Source organism: Neobacillus sp. SAB-20_R2A (assembly GCF_049568635.1).
GTDB lineage: Bacteria > Bacillota > Bacilli > Bacillales > Cytobacillaceae > Neobacillus > Neobacillus citreus.
This window is the reverse complement of sequence record NZ_CP145895.1, coordinates 3,918,297-3,938,060: the sequence shown is the minus strand read 5'-3', so window position 1 is coordinate 3,938,060 and position 19,764 is coordinate 3,918,297. Positions and strand designations below refer to the sequence as shown.

The following is a 19,764-nucleotide window of genomic DNA, read 5'->3' as shown; positions in this document are numbered from 1 at the left end:
TTTGCCTATGTACATTTATTTTTAAGAGGTTTTGGACAAACTCTAAGGAAAAAAGAAAGGATGGAAATTTATTGTTCATAAGAAATCTTTTTTCCTTCGTGATTTTATTTTCCACTATTACTTACATAGATCAAGATAGGGTTATTGCGGAAAGTAAGTCTGTAGTAATAGAAAGTCAGATTAAGGAGCTAATGAGCAATTCCCTTACGATGCAAGGGGCAATTGCCGGAATTAGTATCCGGTCAGCAGCAGATGGGAAGATGATTTATGAATATAATGGAGATGTGCGGCTCCGCCCTGCCTCCAATATGAAGCTGTTAACAGCCGCTGCTGCACTGAAAGTTTTAGGGAAGGACTATACCTTTCCGACCGAAATACATATCGATGGTCCCGTAAAAAAGAAAATACTTGCAGGGAACCTTTATATAAAGGGAAAAGGTGACCCCACTTTGATGAAAGAGGATTTTGACAACCTGGCTAAAGAAATACGGAAGCATGGCATTACAAAGATAAAAGGGAACCTGATAGCTGATGATTCCCACTTCGATGATGTCCGGTACCCCCTTGACCTGCCATGGAGTGATGAAACGACTTATTACGGGGCACAGATTTCAGCACTGACAGCTTCGCCAACTACAGATTACGATTCAGGGTCAGTAGAAATTATGGTGACCCCAGGTTCTAAAGAAGGGGAAAAGCCGAATATAAAAGTTATCCCAGAAACAAACTATGTAAAAATAGTAAACAAAGCTTTTACTGTAGGGGAAAAAGGAAAAAAGGAGATTTCGATCAAACGGAAACATGCAAAAAATTCGATTACCATTGAAGGCGCAATTCCGATAAAATCAAAAGTAGTCAAAGAGTGGGTGGGGGTATGGGAACCTACAAAATACTCATTGATGCTTCTTAAACAATCATTAGCAGAGCAAGGTATTAAGGTTTCCGGGAGTATCAAGACAGGTAAAGTACCTGACAACGCTTCACTAATTATTACCCACAAATCAATTCCATTGTCAGAACTGCTTGTTCCCTTTATGAAACTCAGCAACAATGTTCATGCTGAGGTGTTGGTAAAGGAAATGGGAAAGGTTGTTCTCGGGGAAGGCTCTTGGGAAAAGGGGCTTGAGGTTTTGGAGTCGGAAATGGTGAAGTTCGGGTTAAATCCGAAAACGATGGTCATCCGTGACGGTTCAGGCGTCTCTCATGTTGATTTAATTCCAGCAAACGAAATTTCCAAACTGCTATTTACCGTCCAAAAGGAAACGTGGTTCTCTTCTTATCTAAATTCATTACCGGTAAGTGGTGTTCCTGAAAAAATGGCTGGCGGGTCGCTTCGCTATCGGATGAAAACCGCAGATGTTCAAGGAAGGGTAAAAGCAAAGACTGGGACTCTTTCCACTGTCAGTTCTTTATCCGGCTATGTAACAACAAAAAACGGTCAAATATTAGTTTTTTCAATCATTTTAAACAACCTGATGGATGAAGATAAAGGGAAGAAGCTGGAAGATGAGTTTGTTAAAATATTGGCGAATCAGTAATGAACAGGCAGTGAACTTGGGATTCACTGCCTTTTTATATCACTTCTTATTCGTAGTTTTACTTAAATGCTCTTCCCGAAATTTATCTAAACACTTTTTGCAGATGCAATCTTTTCTTATACTTTCGGCAGGAACTAATTCAAGAATTTCGTTGGGAAATACCTCGGCATCACACCAGCAATTGCCATGTTCTCCCGCACCCGACATACATCCGTTAGCTTCACCGCAAATTGGGCAATATTTATTAGCCAATTTTAAACTCTCCTCCCTATATGTCTTTTATTTAATTTATATCATTTTGGTTTATGAAAATGTTATTTTAATTCTTTTTTTAATGCTTCAATCGCCGTTAATACCTTTCGCCTGTTTTCTACGTCATTCATATTGTTCCGGGCATGAAGCAGCACCGGTCTCACAGACTCAACGGAACGGCCAAACTCATACATCCATTCATAGCGGGGTACAAGCCAGGTATGAAAATGGTGGGTAGTGTCCTCGTTGTAAAAGTAATAAACATACTCAATACCAAGCTTATCTCTTTGGGCTTTTCTGATTTTTGTTAGTAGATTAATATAATCGAGTTTTTCTGCATCTGTCAGTTCATCAAAGCATTTAATATGTCTCTTCGATGCCAAGATAACTAAGCCTTCAATAGGATAGGCGACATCCTGATGGGCATGAAAATGTTCGGTTTCAATAATGACCCCGCCATCCGGATGAATCAGCCCGCTCGTTAAGGCACAGCTTAAGCATTCTACTTCTACTGTTTGACCATTTGAAAGAGTAATTGTTCGCATATCGGCTCCTTAGAAAAGTAGTATCCAACCAATATTACACTAAACATGGATAAAAGAATAGATTTTTCCAGCTGTGTGCAATCTAACATAAATAAAGTGTACGGTGGGATAGAAATGATTTTAGGAAGTCATGTCAGTATTCGGGTCGGATATTTAGGAGCGGCAAAACAGGCGGTTGCGAACGGGGCATCTACTTTTCAATATTTTCCAAAGAACCCACGAAACCTTTCGATAAAGGAATTTGACCGTGAAGATGCAAATAGCTGCAAGGAGTTTTGCCGGCAGCATGGTCTGCAATCAGTGGCCCATACCCCTTATTCAACAAGCCTTACCCCATTAGAAGGAAAAAAAGATTTAACGATATCTTCACTGCTTAACGACTTGGAAATTGCTAATGCCTGCGGTTCCATTGGTGTTGTTGTTCATTTCGGCAGCCAAATCAGCAAAACGGACCCGCTGGCCAGCTATCACTTAATGCTAGAGATGTTAAACGAGGTCTTGAGTAAATGGGATGGGGAGTGTCTGATTCTATTAGAAAACAATGCAGGAACAAAGGGGGCACTTGGTACAACCTTTGAGGAATTGGTGCAAATCCGTAACCTGTGTGAGTATCCTGAAAAAATCGGCTTTTGCCTTGACACCTGCCATGCCTTTGCCAGCGGGCTGTGGGCCGGGGAAAACACAGAAGAGTTTTTTAAAAAAGGGCAGGAATTAAATTATTTTGACTATTTGAAAGCCATCCATTTGAATAACTCGAAATATCCGGCGGGTTCTAGGAAAGACAGTCATGCTAACATATATCATACCAATGGATTGATTGACGAGGATGAATTAAAGGAGCTTGTAACATCAAGAATTTTCAAAGAAATTCCATTGATTTTAGAAACACCCGATGATGAAGGCATCTCGCATAAAGAGGAAATTGAAATGATATTGAAAGCGTGGGGGAGTTACTAACAAGTATTTTCTATTGATTTCCCACCTGCGAAAGAATGTATAATAGAGAAAAAAGCATTCACAGGGAGAGAACAATGAAACCGGCAAATAAACAGGATCAGCTTCTGTCCGAGCGCTTCGAGGTCGCCTTTAATCAGGTCCATGATGCACTTCGAGATATTGTCCAGATCAATGATGAAAGATTTGTTGTATTAGTGAAGGTAGGAGCAAAAAAGTATCAAGTCATCGAAACCTATAAAAAGGATTTGGAGCAATATGCCAGACTTCGGAATGCGATTGTTCACGAAAAGATGGAGGTTGGCTTCTATATTGCAGAACCCAATGCTAAAGTGGTCCATCATATCGAAAAAATTGCTAATATCTTAAGCAGGCCGAATTACGCCCTTACGATTGCAACCAAGAACGTTGTTTTCTTTGATGAAAACGATAGTATTTTAAAGGTAACGGCTGCCATTAAACAGTATGGATATTCGAAGTTTCCGATTTATAAAAATCAAAAATGCATCGGTCTTTTGACTGCTGGCTCGATTATGAAATGGATGGCACAGCATATGGAAAGCGGCATCGTCAATCTGGCGGATGTTCGGATTGCAGATATTATGATGGTTGAAAAGAAACAGTCAATAGAGTTCATTTCAAAAGAAATTAATTTATTCCAGGTGGAAAACATTTTTGAAAAGGCTCATAAAAAGAAGAATAAATTAGAAGCAGTCGTGATCACGGAAAATGGAAATGCGGGTGAAAAGCCGCTTGGCATTATTACACCATGGGATTTAATTCAGATTGATTATACGGTTGATTAATAAAGGGTGCTCTAAAAAAGCACCCTTTTCCGATATTTTAAAAATCAAATTCGCTTAACTGGTCCATATGACTGGCAATCATCGCAATGATAGTGCTCGCCTCTTCTTTGCTAAAAATAAAATGCGATTCATCCTTGATTAACTCGTCCTCGGTTGTCCAAATGCGGTTTACCCGCTTCAGTACACCGTCACCGGTTTCCTGAACCACGCCAAACTGATAAGTTACTTCCACTTCATCCTCATGTTTGAAGGCTGTTACCTCTGGGGTGGACCATTCGACGTCAATTTCTTCAAAAATTTCATCCCGGTTTATTTGTGCGCCTTCAAAATACTCCTCGTCATCATCTGCCATTTCGAATTCATCGTCTTCACAATATTCATCATCTGATTGAAGATAAACCCCATCATCGGTAAAATGGTCCTCGCCGTTTATGTAATCATGGAGACTTTCATGTACCTCATCGACAATCTCCTCAATGTCTGAAAGAATGATTTTTGCAGTATGACCACTGTCAACATCGAAACTGTCAATATAAAATTCTTCGTTTTGCGGGTCAAAAAACAGCGTACAAAAGTAATCACGGTCCAGTTCCTCAGTATCAACATCTGCGGTCTCCACAAAAAACTCAACCCTAGGATGCTTGGCTGCTCTCTCAATCTTCATGTGGCCAGCTTGATCGTACTCTTCACAAATCGATTCAAGATGATCCTGTAATTCACTGCAAACTCGGTCAAACCATTCTAACGACATCAAACATCCCATCCCTTCAAGTTTAATCGAGGTTATTATGTCCGAGTTTCCAAAATATATTTCATGAAGGTAAAATGAGTACTAACGTAGAATTCTGGTAGAAGGAATTTTTTAATAGAAAGGTGATCTAGATGGCTAAGCCTCCAAGCGGAGAGCGTCTGCTTAAGTTGCAGGAAATTTTATTTAATCAAACAGATGAAACGAATGAGCTTTCAATGGGAGAAATCATTGAAAGACTTCGTCAGGAGTTTGGGCCGGGCTTTGAATTTGAACAACGTGCCATTCTTCGTGACATCGAGGATTTAACTAACCAGCGATTCGAAATATTTGTTACCAGGGGTGCTGCTGGGAAGAAATATTACAGTCATAAAAATAAGCGTTTCGAGCAGTACGAATTGAGACTTTTAATTAACGCTATCCTTTCAGCACGTTTTATTACAAAAAAAGAGGCAGAACAGTTGATTGAGAAGGTGAAGGGTCTGACCAGCAAGGATCTTGCAGCCAAGCTTCCGAATCCGACACATTATGAAAGTTCGATTCGCAGTACCTACCAGCAGCTGCGGTACGAAATTGACCAAATTCAAATCGCAATTAATGAAAGTTTAAAAATTAAGTTTCAATATGGCAAATACGATATTGATAAAAATTTTGTCCTCCAGCGCAATGGTGAATTTTATGAGGTCAGCCCGCACGCACTCATTTGGAAAAATGATTATTACTATTTGATAGGGATTTTAAACGGTGAGGAGAAGTTCCGTCATTTCAGGGTAGACCGGATGCGGAACGTCCAATGCACGGAGGAATTTTTCCTTAAGGCTGATATCAATATCTCTGATTACATAAACAAATCCTTTAATATGTACGCTGGCAAAGAACAGTGGATTACACTGAAGTTTAAACAGTCCTTGGTGAATGTCATGATTGATTACTTTGGGCTTGGTGCCGATATGAAAAAAGTTGATGAAGAATTTGGCTGGCTTAGGGTAAAAGCAAACAGAAGCGAAGGTCTTGTCCGCTGGCTCCTTAACTGGGGAAGTGATGTAAAGGTGCTTGAGCCTCAGGATTTAGTGGAAGAAATAAAAGCGGAAATTCAAAAAATGAATCAAACCTATGAATAGAGGATGGTCTTAAAGCCCGCCTCTTTTTAGTTTTACCAAAAATGGTAAACCATTTGGAAGGAAATGTGAGATAATAAAAATGTAACTAATTGTAAATTGATACAAGGAGATTTTTTTATGGAATCTTTAGTAAAAGAACTTAATGAAATTTGTATGAGAGATCCCTTTCGCGAGAAAATTGTCATTGTCGATTCGCATACAATTGGAGAACAAATAAACGAAGCCTTCATAAAAAAAGACTTCCAGGCGGTTAATCTTAAATATCTGACGGTTTTGGACCTGGCCAGAAGCGTAGTGGAACTGAATGCAGACCAGCCTGCGGACATGCTTGACCAGACGGTGGGGGTACATTTTACGTATACACTGCTCAAAAGAATAAAGGAACAGGGTGCTCTCCATTATTTTTCAGGAATGGAGATTACCCCGTCCTTTAGCCATGCCATTTTCTTGGCAATTCAAACATTGCGGCTCTCGGGTTATACCAAAGAGACTCTGAATTTGAACGCATTTGTGGCACCAGCCAAAGCTGAGGACATGGCTGAAATTCTTGCCGGATATGAAAAGCTTTTGCAAGCCAATACATTCATCGACAGAGCTGACCTGTTAACTAAAGCAATGGAATATGCCCTAATTGATGAAAAGAAATTGTTTATTCTGCAGTCTAATTTACAGTTGTCACAACTCGAAGAACAATTTCTTAAAAAAATTCTGCCAGAAAACACCGCTAAACTGCCACTGGCACCCGTTTTCGGCATCGATTTACCTGAGCGGACAAGCTTGAGTTCTGTTCGCTGGGGTGAGCCCTCACCACTTAGCTATCTTTATCAACAGGATAAGGCAGGCGGTAAACCTGATTTGCATATTTTCACCGCCAAAACGGAAGAACTGGAAGTGAAACAAATCCTGGAGCAGATCAAAAAGTCCAAATCTTCGCTTGATGAAAATGTCATCTACTATACGAGCGCTGATTCCTATGTTACCCTTTTTTATCATTTGTCCCAGCGAATAGACATTCCGGTTACTTACGGGGAAGGGCTGCCGATTTCCTTCAGCCGTCCCGGCCGTCTGGTTTCAGGCCTGCTTGGGTGGATTCAGTCGAACTATAGTGTACAAGCATTTCTTGATTTATTAAATGAAGGGCTCCTCGAATTGGATGATGAGGCCCCGTCAAAAACAAGAATGGCCAGGATTTTAAGGGATTTACAGATTGGTTGGTCAGAGGAGAGGTATGGGGCATGTCTAGCTGCGGAAATTGAAAATTTAAACTCTGAAAGCCCATACTATGAAACTCGATTAAAGGAATTTTCATGGTTAAAGGGGTGGTTCTCTTCCATTTTCAGAAAGCTGCCGGCCTTTGATTTAACAATCAACTATAAAAAATGTTTAACAGGCATTGCTCATATTTTAAAAAATTTCAGCAAAACCAGCTCAGGTTTAGATGAGATTAGTAAAACTGCATTGCTGGAGGAGATTGAAAAAATTATTCCATACGCAGACGAAGCCTTGCCTAAATATGACGTAATTGAAAAGGTGAAGGACTTGCTGCTGTCGATACGTGTTCAGCAATCAAGACCGAAACCGGGGCATTTACATGTAACCTCCTATAAAAATGGAACTTACAATAATCGCACTAACGTGTTTTTTGCGGGTCTCGATAATAAAAAGTTTCCAGGTAATGCCGGTGAGGACCCGCTGCTCTTAGATTTGGAACGGAGAAAACTAAGCAGCAGCCTGCCGCTGCGGAGCGAAAAGGGCCAGATCAATTTATATACTTTATTGCAGGTAATGGCACAAACTGCCGGAACCGTAACAGTCAGCTATTGTCATTTTGATATCAATGATAACCGTGTCATGAATCCGGCATTTGTGGTGCTGCAATGTTACCGCCTTATGACTGGAGATCAAAATGCAGACTTTAAAGCATTAAAATTACTTCCAACCTCCATCATTGCAGGCGATATTTTGGATGATAAAGATTACTGGAATGAAAAATTAGCCAGCAATCAGCCTGTCCGATTAACAGGTGGAATTCTTGGGTGTTTTTCAAATGTTGAGCAGGGGATAGCAGCGGAAATCAAGCGGAATTCAAGTGGATATTCGGAATTTGACGGCATTGTACAGATTGACGCGAATGAAGATGACCCGCTCCTTAATCAGAAGAAAACGATGAGCGCCGGAAAACTTGAAACGCTTGCCAAGTGTCCATATTCTTATTTCTTAAAAGAAGTGCTGCGCGTCAAACCAATTGAGGAAATTTCGTTTAATGCCAACAAATGGCTGGATCCTGCCTCGAGGGGAAGTCTCCTGCACAGCATTTTTGAAAATTTCTATAAGCAGTTAAAAAAGGAAAATGCGAAGCCTTCCTATGCGCTTCATTTAGACAAGCTCATAGCGTTAGCAACTAGTTTAATCGAGCAGCAAAAGGAAGTGCTGCCGCCGCCGAATGAACGCATTTTTTTAAGGGAAATGAATGATATTCTGGAATGCTGCAAAATTTTTCTTAAGGAAGAGGAGCGCCATAGCGAAGACTATGAGGCGATTGACTTTGAATATTCCTTTGGAATAGACGGAAAAGAACCTGCAGTCATCAAGCTTCCTTCAGGAGAATTGAGGATTTCCGGTATCATTGACCGTGTGGATAAGTCAAGTGACGGAACCTACCACATCATTGACTACAAAACAGGAAGCACCTACGGATATAAGAAAAATGGTTCCTTTAAAGGCGGCCGTCAGCTTCAGCATATGATTTATGCCTTGGCAATTGAGCAGCATCTTCAGCTTGGTGAGGGGGCCGTGGAAGAAAGTTCCTATTATTTCCCAACCGTAAAGGGGATGGCGGAGCGATTTACCAGGAAACAGGATGCCATCCTCAGAACCAATGGGTTAGATATTTTGGAAAAATTAATTGATGTAATCAAACATGGACATTTTGAAATGACGGATGATGTAGAGGATTGCAAGTACTGTGTATTTAAGCTTGTCTGCCGCCGCCATTTTTACAATCAAGATACCCTTGAAATGAAACAATCCAACCAGAAGTTAAAGGGGGTGCGGGCCTATGACTAAGGTGGTATTTGACCAAGCTGCCCGCGAGAAAATTAAGCATGAACTTGGAACAAATTTCTTGGTGGAAGCAGGCGCCGGTTCAGGGAAAACGACGAGCCTTGTGGACCGGATGGTCAACCTTATCTATACCGGAAGTGCTGCGATTCACCAGATTGTCGCCATTACCTTTACCAGGAAAGCTGCAGATGAGCTGAAGGTCCGCTTTCAAGCTAAATTAGAAGAGACTTGGAATAAGGAAACGGACCTTGATGCTGAATTCCGTTTGGGAGAGGCCTTGAGAAATATCGAACGCTGCTTTCTTGGCACTGTTCATTCCTTTTGCGCCAAGCTGCTAAGGGAGCGGCCAATTGAGGCAAAATTGGACTTAACCTTTAAAGAACTTGAGGAGTCGGATGATGCCGATGTTTTGGAGGAAGCATGGCAAAAGCATCTCCAAGATTTGATGGATTACGACTCCGGTCCGCTTGAAGAAATGGAGCGATTAGGTATCTCAACGGATAACCTGTTTCCGTGGCTAAAGGATGTAAAGGAATATTCTGATGTAGAGTGGATCGCAGAATCTGTACCGAAACCAGAGATGCTCGCGGACTACCAATCTTTTATGAATATCATTAGAGAAGCACGGAAAAGCGTACCGGAACAGGAGCCGGAAAAGGGCTATGATACCCTGCAAAAGACGATTTTGCTGGCCGTGCAAAGGGAAAGGTTTTTGGATTCTCCGAAGGAACCGGACATCATTGGTATTTTTAGCTTATTCGATAAGAATTTAAAGCCAACCTATAACCGCTGGCCGTCCAAGGAAGATGCCAAATTTTACGAAGAGAAAATTTCATCCGAATTCGCGGTGAAAATCAAGCCTCTCATTCAAGCCTGGAAGGAATATTGCCATCCTAAGATTATTGCCTTTCTAAAGGGTGCGGTTCAGACATACGAACAGCTAAAAAAAGAACGCTCCTTGTTAAATTTTCAGGACCTAATGATGCATACATCCAGGCTGCTGAAGGAAAACACTGAGGTCCGCAGTTATTTTCAAGGAAAGTACCGTTACCTGCTCGTCGATGAATTTCAGGATACCGATCCCCTGCAGGCAGAGATTATGTTCTATCTAACCGGTGAGGACCCGCATGAGAAAAACTGGACAAACTGTAAGCCAAAACCGGGCTCGCTTTTTGTCGTCGGGGACCCAAAGCAGGCCATCTATCGTTTCCGTCGGGCCGATATTGACACGTATAACCGAGTCAAACAATTAATTGAGGAGCATGGCGGGGAAGTGCTGCAACTGACGACGAACTTCCGTACCTTAGATTCGGTGACAACCGAATTAAATACGGTTTTTGAACGTCATCTGCCAGAAGTGGAGACCAATTACCAAGCGGCTTACCGCCCGTTAATATCCTATCACGTAGATTCGGGAAACGAATTTTCAGGCGTAAAGCGGTTGACCGTTCCGGCAGATTTTTCTAAGAAAGAGGAAGTCATCCATAAGGATGCCGAAAATATTGCGCTTTCGATTCGGAATCTTATCGAGCAAGGACATCGGGCACGTGATTTTATGGTGCTGACCAGATACAATGACGGGGTTGCTGTTTATGCGAAAGTTTTAGAGGAGTCCGGCATTCCTGTCAGCATCAGCGGCGAAGTCATACTTGGTGAAACGAGAGAGTTTCAGGATCTATGGATTCTCTTAAAATCCTTCCTCGACCCAACTGATGAGGTAAGCTTTGTTGCCGTCCTCCGAGGGATTTTCTTTGGAATCAGTGATGATGAATTGTATCAATGGAAGCGGGCCAAAGGGCGCTTTTCGCTGTATACGGATGTCCCAGCAGAATTGTCTCCAGTCGTTAAAGAAAAATTTGAAACTGCCATTTCGAAACTAAACTATTATCAACGAATGATTCGCAACCTGCCGCCAACAGCTGCGATTGAAAAAATAATCGAGGATGTCGGTTTCTACCCCTTGCTATTAATGAATGAACGTGGCAAACGAACCTATAAAAGCCTGCTGCAAATGCTTGAAGCCTTGAGAAAACAGGAAGCGGGAGGAAAGACAACCTATATGCAGGTGATAGAAACCCTTACCGAAATGATTTTTGAAAAATCGGTTGTCGCCAATTTGGAAGAAGAAGCAGATGCCGTGCGCATCATGAATGTCCATAAGGCAAAGGGACTTGAGGCACCGATTGTCTTTTTAGCCCATCCTGCCAAGTCAGTTAGCCCAGAATCGTTTTTATCAAAGCACATTAAACGCGAGGACCTGATTTCAAAAGGGTACTTCATGTTTAAGGTGGATAACGGCTACCAGTCCCGGGAGACGGCGATACCCAAGGAGTGGGAGATTCATAAAGCGGAGGAGCTAAAATACCTTACGGAGGAAGAGCTTCGGATCATTTATGTGGCCGCCACCCGTGCGGAGAAAGCTTTGATTATCAGCTCAAACGGGAATAACAAGAAAAACCCATGGAATATTCTGTTTGCGATGGAAGCGATCGAGGAACTCGAAGTTCCTGAAATAGATGTCTGGGACAATAATTCTGTACCAAAGGAAATCACCCTCAGTGAATTCCAGGCAAAAACCTCAAGTAAGCTTGCTTGGCTTGAACCAAGCAAAATGAAGACCTACGATCATTGGACGCCAACAAAGGACAAGGATTATTCAGAACTGACGATTGAGCGAGAATCCGGCGGCGGCAAGGAATGGGGCACGGTTGTTCATGATGTTTTTGAAAAAGCGGTCCAGGGCTATGATGTTACGGATTATATTAAAATTGCGTTAACCAAACATGGATTGGCTGAAGAAAAAGAGATGGAAGTCACGGCCTATTTAGACCAATTTAAAAATTCCTCCCTTTGGGACGAGCTGCAGAGGGCAGATGAAGTTCTTACGGAAGTGCCATTTACTTTTAAAGTGGTTAAAGGCCACCCGCTTTATTCACAGATTACTGAGGGTCCCAAGGACGATCATCCTTTCTATGTAAAAGGGGTCATTGACCTAATTTATAAAATGAATGACAAATGGACCATTGTCGATTATAAGACGGACCGGGCTGTCCGTGATGAGGATTATGAAAAGCTTCGTGACTTTTATAGCAGCCAGCTCGCCTTTTATAGGGGAGCATGGGAGGAACTGACTAGAGAAGCGGTTGGCCAGCAATGTCTTTATTTCCTTGCACCGAATCGGATATTTTTCAAAAAATAGTATGATTCAAAGTAAAAGGCGGCCGCTTAAAAGACGGCCGCCTTTTTTGTGTATACTAGTTATTTAACTCAATCATTCCGGGGTCAATAAGCCATTCTCAAATTCTTCAATTCGATTGCGGACTAGAGCCGGCACTGGCCGGGTTGTTTTTGTATTAGCATCATAGCTGACGTAAATAATTTCGGCTAAAAGAATTGGGTCTGTTTCCCCATCTCTAGTAATCATGCAGTTCATAGTCATGCTTGTGTTGCCTACTTTGGAGATTTTACACCAAATGTTCAGCCAGTCATTCAATTCTGCTGACTTTTTAAACTCCAAAGTAGATTTTGCCAGAACAAAATCAAAATCGGCCTCTTCAAAGTCTAACTTCAATCCCTCATGGAAATATTCAGTAACAGCCACATCTATATAAGTCATATAGTGAGCGTTAAAAACAATCTTCTGACCGTCAATTTCAGAATAGCGGACCTTCAGGCGATGTGAAAAACGAAAATCATTAACCATTTTAAACCACCTTTTTTAAATTTTGATAAGGATGATTCCCTCTAATCTATTTATTCTGTTCATTCCTTTCATTTCCTTTTTTTGAAGGTCTTTTTATATATCAAACGACCGAGGAAATTCTAAATTAGGAATTTTTGCATAAATTGAATTAAGAATAATAGGATGTAGTAACCTAGCAAAATTGAATAGAGATTGGCATCGGTGCCTTAGATGAAGTGTCATACTGCCATCAGGGCACCCTTTTTTCTAATAGGGAGTGGAACTCATGAGGCTACAACGATTACCTGCCCAAGCCTTGGCAAGTCAGCTGATACCAAATGTTGATGAAGGGTTAAGAGAGGCATTGAAGGTTCCAGACCACGTCAAAAGCTTGGGGCTGGTTACCAGCACGAGTGATGATGTCGGCTATACTGCGATTGATGAGGCCACCAAAATGGCCGCAGTGGAAGTCGTCTATGCAAAGTCTTTTTATGCCGGGGCCGCACATGCTTCAGGTCCATTATCAGGAGAGTTTATTGGGATTTTAGGCGGGGCTACACCATCTGAAGTGAAGAGCGGCTTGGAGGTCGCTGTAAGGATGATCAATGAGGGTCCAGCTTTTTATGCGGTGGACGAGGATGGGAATCACGCTTACTTTGCCCATACAATTTCTCGAACTGGTTCGTTTTTATCGAGTTTAGCCGGGATTGAAACGGGGGAACCGCTGGCCTATTTAATTGCTCCTCCGCTTGAGGCGATGGTGGGGCTGGACGCAGCGTTGAAGGCGGCAGACGTAAGGCTTTGTGTTTTTTATGGACCGCCGACAGAAACCAACTTTGGCGGGGGGCTTCTGACAGGAAGCCAATCCTCCTGTAAGGCTGCAGCGGAGGCTTTTGCGGACACGATTCAAAAAATAGCTCAGTCTCCCCATAAGATGTTTTAGGATAGATGGTTAAAACAATGAAGGAGGTTCCAAAAATGGGACGAGAAACGTCGGCATTAGGAATGATTGAAACAAAGGGATTAGTGGGAGCAGTTGAGGCTGCGGATGCGATGGTGAAAGCCGCGGATGTTAGTCTGGTAGGGAAGGTTCAGGTCGGGGGCGGGCTTGTAACGGTATTGGTCCGCGGTGATGTTGGTGCTGTCAAGGCTGCTACAGATGCAGGGGCAGCCGCAGCGTCGAAGGTGGGAGAACTCATTTCCGTCCATGTAATACCAAGGCCGCACTCCGATATTGAACTGATCCTCCCGAAACTGGAAGGGCAAAGCATAACGTAAATGGCGGTTGGGAGTGTTAAAAATGGATAAAGGGCAGCTGCAGAAATTGGTAGAACGGATTGCCCGTGAACTTATCGAACAAGAGACTCCTAGAATAAAAGTCCTGTTTGTATTTTGTGACAGCTCAGCGCACGAGCCCTTTGTTGACCAATTGATGGTCCTAAAAAAACATCCGATAGATTATGATTTCCTGTTGCTTGACGGTGAGACGTCAGGATGGCTTGGGGGCAGCTATATCCAAGCTACCGGGGCAGGGCAAGTAATAGCAGCGGACGAGTATGCCAAAGCACCGATTGAGCTGCCGAAGGATTATGATGCCATTGTCATCCCGGAAATTGACTTGGATAACGCCGCCCGTGTCTGTCAAGGATTAAAGGGTTCTGTGAAATCGGAAATCATCTTTGCGGCCCTCGTTCTTCAGAAACCGGTCATGGTTGGCGGTGATTCTTCAGGTATCAAGCGGGCCGATCGCCGCACCTTAAAAACACTGGATTTACCGCTCCCGCTAAAGAAACGATTTGAGTCCTATAAACAGGAGCTCACCAATCTTGGTATTCGTTTTTTCAAGCAATCCTATATGCATAAAGAAATTATTAGTTTGTTTTTCCAAGAAAAAAAGGACCAACAATCCGGGGAGCCCTTTATAGGAAAGGTGTTAACAGTGGAATGGCTTACTGGGAATCTGGGAATCTCAAAGACTTTGATGATCAGGCAAGGGACGATCCTGACACCGCTGGCAAAGGATTTTCTGAGGGAAAAAGGGGTAAAAGTCATTGAAGAGGGGGCGGATGGATGATTCTTGGGAAGGTCATGGGCAGCATTTGGGCTACGCAAAAGGAGGATGGCATGAGCCAACTGAAGCTGCTGATCATTGAGCCCATCAACTGGAAAGGGGAGCCGGCAGGGGCTCCAATTATTGCTGCTGATCGAATTGGGGCCGGCCGCGGTGAGCGTGTAATTGTTTCACGAGGCAGTCCGGCAAGGGCCATTTTTTCAAAAAATGCCCCAATCGATGCAGTGGTGGTTGGAATTGTCGATTCCCTTGAGGTAGGCGAAGGGGAAGAATAGCGTTTAAAGGTGTGAAGAATGGATGGAGAAAAAGCAGCGCGTCATTCAGGAATATGTACCGGGGAAGCAGCTAACATTGGCACACATTATAGCCAATCCTGATGAAGCCTTATATACAAAGCTTGGAATTGGTCAAGCGGGGGCGATTGGAATTTTGACATTGACACCAACAGAGACCGCCATAATTGCCGCTGATATTGCTACCAAAGCAGCAGATGTCGAAATTGGCTACTTGGACCGCTTTACCGGGTCGCTTGTCATCTGCGGAACGGTCTCTAATGTAGAAATGGCCATCCAAGCCATCAATCAATTCCTGAGCAGGCATTTGAAATTTGAACCAGCGGAGATCACCAAGTCATGAAAAAAGCGAAAGTGATGTTAATTGGTCCAGTTGGGTCAGGAAAATCTACGTTAACCAAACGACTGCTAGAGGACCCGACACCCGCTGTCAAAACACAGGCACTAAACTATATAGATTGGATCATTGACACACCTGGGGAGTATAGTGAAAATCCATTGTTTTACCGTTCGTTAATCGCGACAGCATTGGAAGCGCGGATTCTCCTCATCATTCAAGACGCAACTCGCCATGAGCAGTTCCTGCCGCCGAATTTTGCACAGGGATTTCCGTTGATTCCCATTGGTGTCATCACCAAAATAGACCATCCAAATGCGGATTTGGAAAAGGCTGAAAAACTGCTAAGGCAAGTTTTGTCAAATCATTCAATATATAAAATCTCGTCCATCACTCTTGAAGGAATACCGGATTTGAAGGCGGCCCTATTGAATCTTATTTGAATTTTTAGGAGCAGTACAAATAGCGGTCTGGAGGGGCTTTAGATTGAGCTTGGAAGCAATAAAGAGTGTCGGCATTGATATTGGCACAAGTACAACGAAATTGATTTTAAGCGAACTGACGTTAGGCAGGGTGTCGAGTCATTTTGCCCTGCCACACTTTGATATTATTGATCGAAAGGTCAAATATGTGAGTGAGATTATTTCCACTCCTTTGAAAAATGCAGATGAAATTGACTTGCTGACATTGGCGGGCTGGCTTGAACAGGAATATCGACGAATTGGACTGTCACTATCGGAGATCAAGTCGGGTGCGGTAATCATAACGGGAGAAACGGCGATTAAGAAAAATGCCGATGCTCTGCTGCATTATTTAGCGGAACGGTCCGGTGACTTTGTGGTAGCGATAGCCGGAGCCAGCTTGGAAGGCGTATTGGCTGGACGGGGCTCGGGTGCCTCTGAGTACTCAAAAAAGGTGAAGGGTATTGTCGCCAATATCGATATTGGTGGCGGTACTGCCAACGTTGCCCTCTTTAAGCAAGGAAAAGTGCTGGATACGATTACCTTTCATGTCGGTGGCCGGCTGATCGAAATCGATTCTGCCGGTGAAGTCTTGGCGGTATCCGCATCTTTACAGCCTTGGCTTTTTTCTAAAAACTACTTGCTGGAAAAGGGGATGCGGCCGACATTAAAGCAGCTTTCCGAACTTTCTTCTTTGTTGTGTAAAGACATGCTGGACTGTTTATTGGGAAAGATGCCTATAGGTACCGTTAAGGCGTTGGTTCACAGTGCTTCGTCGGAAACACTGCCGATGATTAATGAGGTCATGATTTCTGGGGGGGGTGGGAGACTGGCATTAGAAGTGCCGCCTTCGACATTGGGTGATGCGGCGAAATATAACGACATCGGCCCGATTTTGGCTGCAGAACTGATGAAAGCTTTAAAAAACTATCCCTTTTCCGTAGTGGAGGCATCGCAAACTTCGAGGGCGACGGTCATCGGGGCAGGCATGCAGACAACGAAAATCAGCGGGGCGACGATATCAATTGCTCCTAAGCATCTGCCGCTAAGAAACATCCCAGTTGTTAAAATGAGCTATTCAGAAACGGCTCTGGAGCAGTATATTGAACGGCTTTTTTTTCAAGGGAAGGAATTGTTCCATGGAAATTCTAAAGTGCCGTTTGCGATTAGTTTAGCGGAAATGCCGTATTTGTCTTATTTAAAGCTAAAGGAACTGGCGGAAGTACTCGGAAAGATCTACGCACGGCTTTTTCCTAGGGCAACAGCCCTTGTCGTAGTCTGTGAAAATGATATGGCTAAAGCCCTGGGGCAGGCGCTGCGACTGCAGTCAGCGGCTGATGTGGACGTGATTTGTATTGACCAGGTGGTGGTTGAGGACGGCGACTATATTGATATTGGCGAGCCGTTGAATGATACAATGGTGCCCGTTGTTGTGAAGACGCTGGCGTTTTCCTAACTGGGAATAGCTGGTTGACGAGTAAAACCGGGGAATCGGAGAGTAAAATGCGACAGTTGGCGAGTAAAATGGGAAAAGCAGCGAGTAAATTGGCTGAACTGACGAGTAAAATCGGAAAACGGGCGAGTAAATCCTCATTAACCCCTTAAAAATGAAAAAGAAACTGGGAGGTGAATTGAAATTTGAAAACCAAAATTACCTTACTAAATAAAACATATCAATTTAATAGCTTAAAAGAGATTTTGGCGAAGGCGAATGAGGAAAAGTCGGGGGACCAACTGGCGGGTATCGCCGCCAATGACGCTCAGGAGCGGCTTGCAGCACGTCACCTCCTGGCTGATTTGACCCTGAGCGACATTCGCAATAACCCTGTGCTCCCACCTGAGGAGGACGAGGTTTCCCGCGTCATTGAAGAATCCATTAATGAAAAAATCTATGAATCTATCGCCAATTGGACTGTCAGCGACCTTCGTGAGATCCTGCTGGCTGAATCTACAACAAATCGGGAAATCAGCCGAATCCGCCGGGGACTGACGAGTGAGATGGTCGCTGCCGCAGCTAAAATCATGTCCAACCTGGATTTGATTCAGGCATCATCTAAAATCGAGGTCGTGACCCAGTGTAATTATCCGGTTGGCCATAAAGGCACGCTAGCTGGCAGGGCTCAGCCGAATCATCCCACTGACAGTATTCAAGGAATCAGGGCGTCTCTATATGAAGCGCTCAGTTATGGAATCGGTGATGCAGTTATCGGGATTAACCCAGTTATTGATTCAGCCGAAAGTGTCAAACAAATTTTACAAATGACCGCAGAGGAAATCGACCGCTTTCAAATCCCTACGCAAAACTGTGTGCTTGCGCATGTTACGACTCAGATGCGGGCCATCAGAAATGGTGCGCCGTCTGATTTGCTTTTTCAAAGCCTGGCGGGAACGGAGGCAGGGAACACAGCGTTTGGCATCAGCGTCGGACTGTTGGATGAGGCGAATGATTTGATCCAAAAAGAGGGAACGGCAGCAGGGCCGAATTTGTGGTATTTTGAGACGGGACAGGGGTCGGAGCTTTCATCAGATGGACATCATGGCATTGACCAGGTAACGCTCGAAGCCCGCTGCTACGGGCTTGCAAAAAAATATAAGCCGTTTATCGTCAACACCGTAGTCGGTTTTATTGGGCCGGAATATCTCTACAACAGCAAACAGGTTATCAGGGCCGGGCTTGAGGATCATTTTATGGGGAAGCTGCAAGGAATTCCCATGGGTGTCGACGTTTGTTATACAAACCATATGAAAGCCGACCAGAATGATATGGAGAATCTCGCCGTCCTCCTTGGTTCGGCCGGTGTCAATTTCCTCATCGGCGTTCCGATGGCGGATGATTGCATGCTGAATTATCAATCGACCAGCTTCCATGACATTGCTTCTGTCAGAAGGTTGCTGGGCCTAAGACCTGCGCCATTTTTTGAAAAATGGCTTGAGAAGATGGGAATTATGGAGAGAGGAATATTAACCGAGCGGGCCGGTGATCCGACACTGTTTATGTAAGAAAAGGAGGGGAAGAGAGTGCAGGAGAATGAGATTGAATTTATTGTTCAAAAAGTAATGGAGGAACTTCAAAGGAACTTTCCCGCTGAAACTAAAGCAGAAAAAATTGCGAAAACCAATGAAGAAGGACTGATATTTTCTGAGAACGACTGGAAGACCTCTATTCCGGCAGCTGTATATCAGGAGGGGGTATCGAATTTAATTGCCTCTACACCGGCTAGGATTGGCGTTTGGCGGACCGGAACCCGGCCGCTCACGAAAACGATGTTAAAGCTGCAGTTTGACCATGCGGCGGCAATTGATGCGGTCGGGGGCGAGGTCCTTGAAAAATCTCTGGCGGAATTTGAATTATTTACCGTTGAAACATGCTATGAAAACAAGGAAACGTATTTAAAAAGGCCTGATAAAGGGCGCATCTTAACCGATAGTGCTGTCAGGACCATAAAAGAAAAATGCATCCATCGCCCGCAGGTGCAAATTGTCGTTTCAGACGGATTAAGCGCTAGTGCCGTGGAAACCAATTTAAAGGATGTTTATCCGGCCTTACTGGATTCTTTGAAAATCAATCACCTTTCCGCTGGAACCCCGTTTTTTGTCAAAGGGGGCAGGGTAGCTTGCATGGATCATATTGGCGAGATTCTTGAGCCGGAGGTGTTGGTCCTGTTAATCGGCGAACGGCCTGGGCTGGTCTCGGCTAGTTCGATGAGTGCCTATATGTGCTACCGGCCGCGTAAAGGGGTTGTTGAATCCGACCGCAACGTGATTTCAAATATTCACCCGCTTGGAACTCCGCCTGTCGAGGCTGGTGCTCATATTGGTACTGTCCTTAAGAAGATGCTTGAGCAAAAGGTGAGCGGAGTAAAGCTGGAATTATAGTGTTATTCTATCTTTCT

Annotated in this window: 19 protein-coding genes; 15 read left to right on the top strand and 4 right to left on the bottom strand. The window is 43.6% G+C overall.

Going from position 1 to position 19,764, the window contains the following annotated elements; all coding sequences use genetic code 11:
- The first annotated feature begins 71 nt into the window (after positions 1–71).
- On the top strand, positions 72–1,538 hold the full coding sequence (gene dacB, locus V5M37_RS19030) for a D-alanyl-D-alanine carboxypeptidase/D-alanyl-D-alanine endopeptidase (RefSeq protein ID WP_423798723.1): 1,467 nt from the start codon (positions 72–74) through the stop codon (positions 1,536–1,538).
- 39 nt (positions 1,539–1,577) lie between these two features.
- On the opposite strand, the gene V5M37_RS19025 is transcribed toward dacB, so the two are convergent.
- Both V5M37_RS19025 and V5M37_RS19020 read right to left on the bottom strand, forming a co-directional pair.
- Complete coding sequence (locus V5M37_RS19025) at positions 1,578–1,790, bottom strand: cysteine-rich CWC family protein (protein WP_423798722.1); 213 nt, start codon at positions 1,788–1,790, stop codon at positions 1,578–1,580.
- Between the two features lie 62 nt (positions 1,791–1,852).
- On the bottom strand, positions 1,853–2,335 hold the full coding sequence (locus V5M37_RS19020; RefSeq protein ID WP_423798721.1) for an HIT family protein: 483 nt from the start codon (positions 2,333–2,335) through the stop codon (positions 1,853–1,855).
- A 114-nt stretch (positions 2,336–2,449) separates the two neighbouring features.
- Here V5M37_RS19020 and V5M37_RS19015 point away from each other — a divergent pair, with 114 nt between their 5' ends.
- Entirely contained in the window at positions 2,450–3,292 is an 843-nt protein-coding gene (locus tag V5M37_RS19015; protein WP_423798720.1) for a deoxyribonuclease IV, read from the top strand.
- A 74-nt stretch (positions 3,293–3,366) separates the two neighbouring features.
- On the top strand, positions 3,367–4,095 hold the full coding sequence (locus V5M37_RS19010) for a CBS domain-containing protein (protein ID WP_423798719.1): 729 nt from the start codon (positions 3,367–3,369) through the stop codon (positions 4,093–4,095).
- 37 nt (positions 4,096–4,132) lie between these two features.
- On the opposite strand, the gene V5M37_RS19005 is transcribed toward V5M37_RS19010, so the two are convergent.
- Positions 4,133–4,846, bottom strand: coding sequence for a hypothetical protein (locus V5M37_RS19005; protein WP_423798718.1), 714 nt, complete (start codon positions 4,844–4,846; stop codon positions 4,133–4,135).
- Between the two features lie 131 nt (positions 4,847–4,977).
- On the opposite strand from V5M37_RS19005, the gene V5M37_RS19000 reads away from it, so the two are divergent.
- The 3 genes from V5M37_RS19000 (at position 4,978) to V5M37_RS18990 (ending at position 12,226) form a co-directional block, all read left to right on the top strand.
- On the top strand, positions 4,978–5,964 hold the full coding sequence (locus tag V5M37_RS19000) for a helix-turn-helix transcriptional regulator (protein WP_423798717.1): 987 nt from the start codon (positions 4,978–4,980) through the stop codon (positions 5,962–5,964).
- 117 nt (positions 5,965–6,081) lie between these two features.
- A complete protein-coding gene (locus V5M37_RS18995; protein WP_423798716.1) occupies positions 6,082–9,030 on the top strand; it encodes a PD-(D/E)XK nuclease family protein in 2,949 nt (982 codons plus the stop codon).
- Positions 9,023–12,226 (top strand): UvrD-helicase domain-containing protein, encoded by a 3,204-nt coding sequence (locus tag V5M37_RS18990; protein WP_423798715.1) that lies wholly within the window; start codon positions 9,023–9,025, stop codon positions 12,224–12,226. The genes V5M37_RS18995 and V5M37_RS18990 overlap by 8 nt, the downstream gene beginning before the upstream one ends.
- A 72-nt stretch (positions 12,227–12,298) precedes the next feature.
- Here the strand turns inward: V5M37_RS18990 and V5M37_RS18985 are convergent, their stop codons facing one another.
- Complete coding sequence (locus V5M37_RS18985; RefSeq protein WP_423798714.1) at positions 12,299–12,730, bottom strand: acyl-CoA thioesterase; 432 nt, start codon at positions 12,728–12,730, stop codon at positions 12,299–12,301.
- Positions 12,731–12,995: 265 nt separating this feature from the next.
- On the opposite strand from V5M37_RS18985, the gene eutL reads away from it, so the two are divergent.
- The 9 genes from eutL (at position 12,996) to eutC (ending at position 19,747) form a co-directional block, all read left to right on the top strand.
- Positions 12,996–13,652 carry an ethanolamine utilization microcompartment protein EutL gene (eutL, locus tag V5M37_RS18980; protein WP_423798713.1) on the top strand — a complete coding sequence of 219 codons (657 nt, stop codon included), beginning with the start codon at positions 12,996–12,998 and terminating at the stop codon, positions 13,650–13,652.
- Between the two features lie 35 nt (positions 13,653–13,687).
- Entirely contained in the window at positions 13,688–13,987 is a 300-nt protein-coding gene (locus tag V5M37_RS18975) for a BMC domain-containing protein (RefSeq protein ID WP_213148206.1), read from the top strand.
- A gap of 22 nt (positions 13,988–14,009) precedes the next feature.
- The gene (locus tag V5M37_RS18970; RefSeq protein WP_423798712.1) at positions 14,010–14,783 is read left to right on the top strand and encodes a hypothetical protein; all 774 of its coding nucleotides are present in this window, start codon (positions 14,010–14,012) and stop codon (positions 14,781–14,783) included.
- On the top strand, positions 14,780–15,055 hold the full coding sequence (locus V5M37_RS18965) for a EutN/CcmL family microcompartment protein (RefSeq protein ID WP_213121012.1): 276 nt from the start codon (positions 14,780–14,782) through the stop codon (positions 15,053–15,055). Before V5M37_RS18970 ends, V5M37_RS18965 begins: the two co-directional genes overlap by 4 nt.
- A 22-nt stretch (positions 15,056–15,077) precedes the next feature.
- Positions 15,078–15,416 (top strand): ethanolamine utilization microcompartment protein EutS, encoded by a 339-nt coding sequence (eutS, locus tag V5M37_RS18960; RefSeq protein WP_423798711.1) that lies wholly within the window; start codon positions 15,078–15,080, stop codon positions 15,414–15,416.
- On the top strand, positions 15,413–15,853 hold the full coding sequence (locus tag V5M37_RS18955) for a EutP/PduV family microcompartment system protein (protein WP_423798710.1): 441 nt from the start codon (positions 15,413–15,415) through the stop codon (positions 15,851–15,853). The genes eutS and V5M37_RS18955 overlap by 4 nt, the downstream gene beginning before the upstream one ends.
- Before the next feature lie 43 nt (positions 15,854–15,896).
- Entirely contained in the window at positions 15,897–17,327 is a 1,431-nt protein-coding gene (locus tag V5M37_RS18950; protein ID WP_423798709.1) for an ethanolamine ammonia-lyase reactivating factor EutA, read from the top strand.
- A 182-nt stretch (positions 17,328–17,509) separates the two neighbouring features.
- Positions 17,510–18,871, top strand: coding sequence for an ethanolamine ammonia-lyase subunit EutB (locus V5M37_RS18945; protein WP_423798708.1), 1,362 nt, complete (start codon positions 17,510–17,512; stop codon positions 18,869–18,871).
- A 57-nt stretch (positions 18,872–18,928) separates the two neighbouring features.
- The gene (gene eutC / locus V5M37_RS18940) at positions 18,929–19,747 is read left to right on the top strand and encodes an ethanolamine ammonia-lyase subunit EutC (RefSeq protein WP_423802647.1); all 819 of its coding nucleotides are present in this window, start codon (positions 18,929–18,931) and stop codon (positions 19,745–19,747) included.
- Positions 19,748–19,764: the final 17 nt, after the last annotated feature.

What these genes read in the sequence shown, in the direction of transcription:
- V5M37_RS19020 (WP_423798721.1), bottom strand. Translation starts at nt 2,335, where the DNA reads ATGCGAACAATTACTCTTTCAAATGGTCAAACAGTAGAAGTAGAATGC.
- V5M37_RS19015 (WP_423798720.1), top strand. Translation starts at nt 2,450, where the DNA reads ATGATTTTAGGAAGTCATGTCAGTATTCGGGTCGGATATTTAGGAGCG.
- V5M37_RS19010 (WP_423798719.1), top strand. Translation starts at nt 3,367, where the DNA reads ATGAAACCGGCAAATAAACAGGATCAGCTTCTGTCCGAGCGCTTCGAG.
- V5M37_RS19005 (WP_423798718.1), bottom strand. Translation starts at nt 4,846, where the DNA reads ATGTCGTTAGAATGGTTTGACCGAGTTTGCAGTGAATTACAGGATCAT.
- V5M37_RS19000 (WP_423798717.1), top strand. Translation starts at nt 4,978, where the DNA reads ATGGCTAAGCCTCCAAGCGGAGAGCGTCTGCTTAAGTTGCAGGAAATT.
- V5M37_RS18995 (WP_423798716.1), top strand. Translation starts at nt 6,082, where the DNA reads ATGGAATCTTTAGTAAAAGAACTTAATGAAATTTGTATGAGAGATCCC.
- V5M37_RS18990 (WP_423798715.1), top strand. Translation starts at nt 9,023, where the DNA reads ATGACTAAGGTGGTATTTGACCAAGCTGCCCGCGAGAAAATTAAGCAT.
- V5M37_RS18985 (WP_423798714.1), bottom strand. Translation starts at nt 12,730, where the DNA reads ATGGTTAATGATTTTCGTTTTTCACATCGCCTGAAGGTCCGCTATTCT.
- eutL (WP_423798713.1), top strand. Translation starts at nt 12,996, where the DNA reads ATGAGGCTACAACGATTACCTGCCCAAGCCTTGGCAAGTCAGCTGATA.
- V5M37_RS18975 (WP_213148206.1), top strand. Translation starts at nt 13,688, where the DNA reads ATGGGACGAGAAACGTCGGCATTAGGAATGATTGAAACAAAGGGATTA.
- V5M37_RS18970 (WP_423798712.1), top strand. Translation starts at nt 14,010, where the DNA reads ATGGATAAAGGGCAGCTGCAGAAATTGGTAGAACGGATTGCCCGTGAA.
- V5M37_RS18965 (WP_213121012.1), top strand. Translation starts at nt 14,780, where the DNA reads ATGATTCTTGGGAAGGTCATGGGCAGCATTTGGGCTACGCAAAAGGAG.
- eutS (WP_423798711.1), top strand. Translation starts at nt 15,078, where the DNA reads ATGGAGAAAAAGCAGCGCGTCATTCAGGAATATGTACCGGGGAAGCAG.
- V5M37_RS18955 (WP_423798710.1), top strand. Translation starts at nt 15,413, where the DNA reads ATGAAAAAAGCGAAAGTGATGTTAATTGGTCCAGTTGGGTCAGGAAAA.
- eutC (WP_423802647.1), top strand. Translation starts at nt 18,929, where the DNA reads ATGGAGGAACTTCAAAGGAACTTTCCCGCTGAAACTAAAGCAGAAAAA.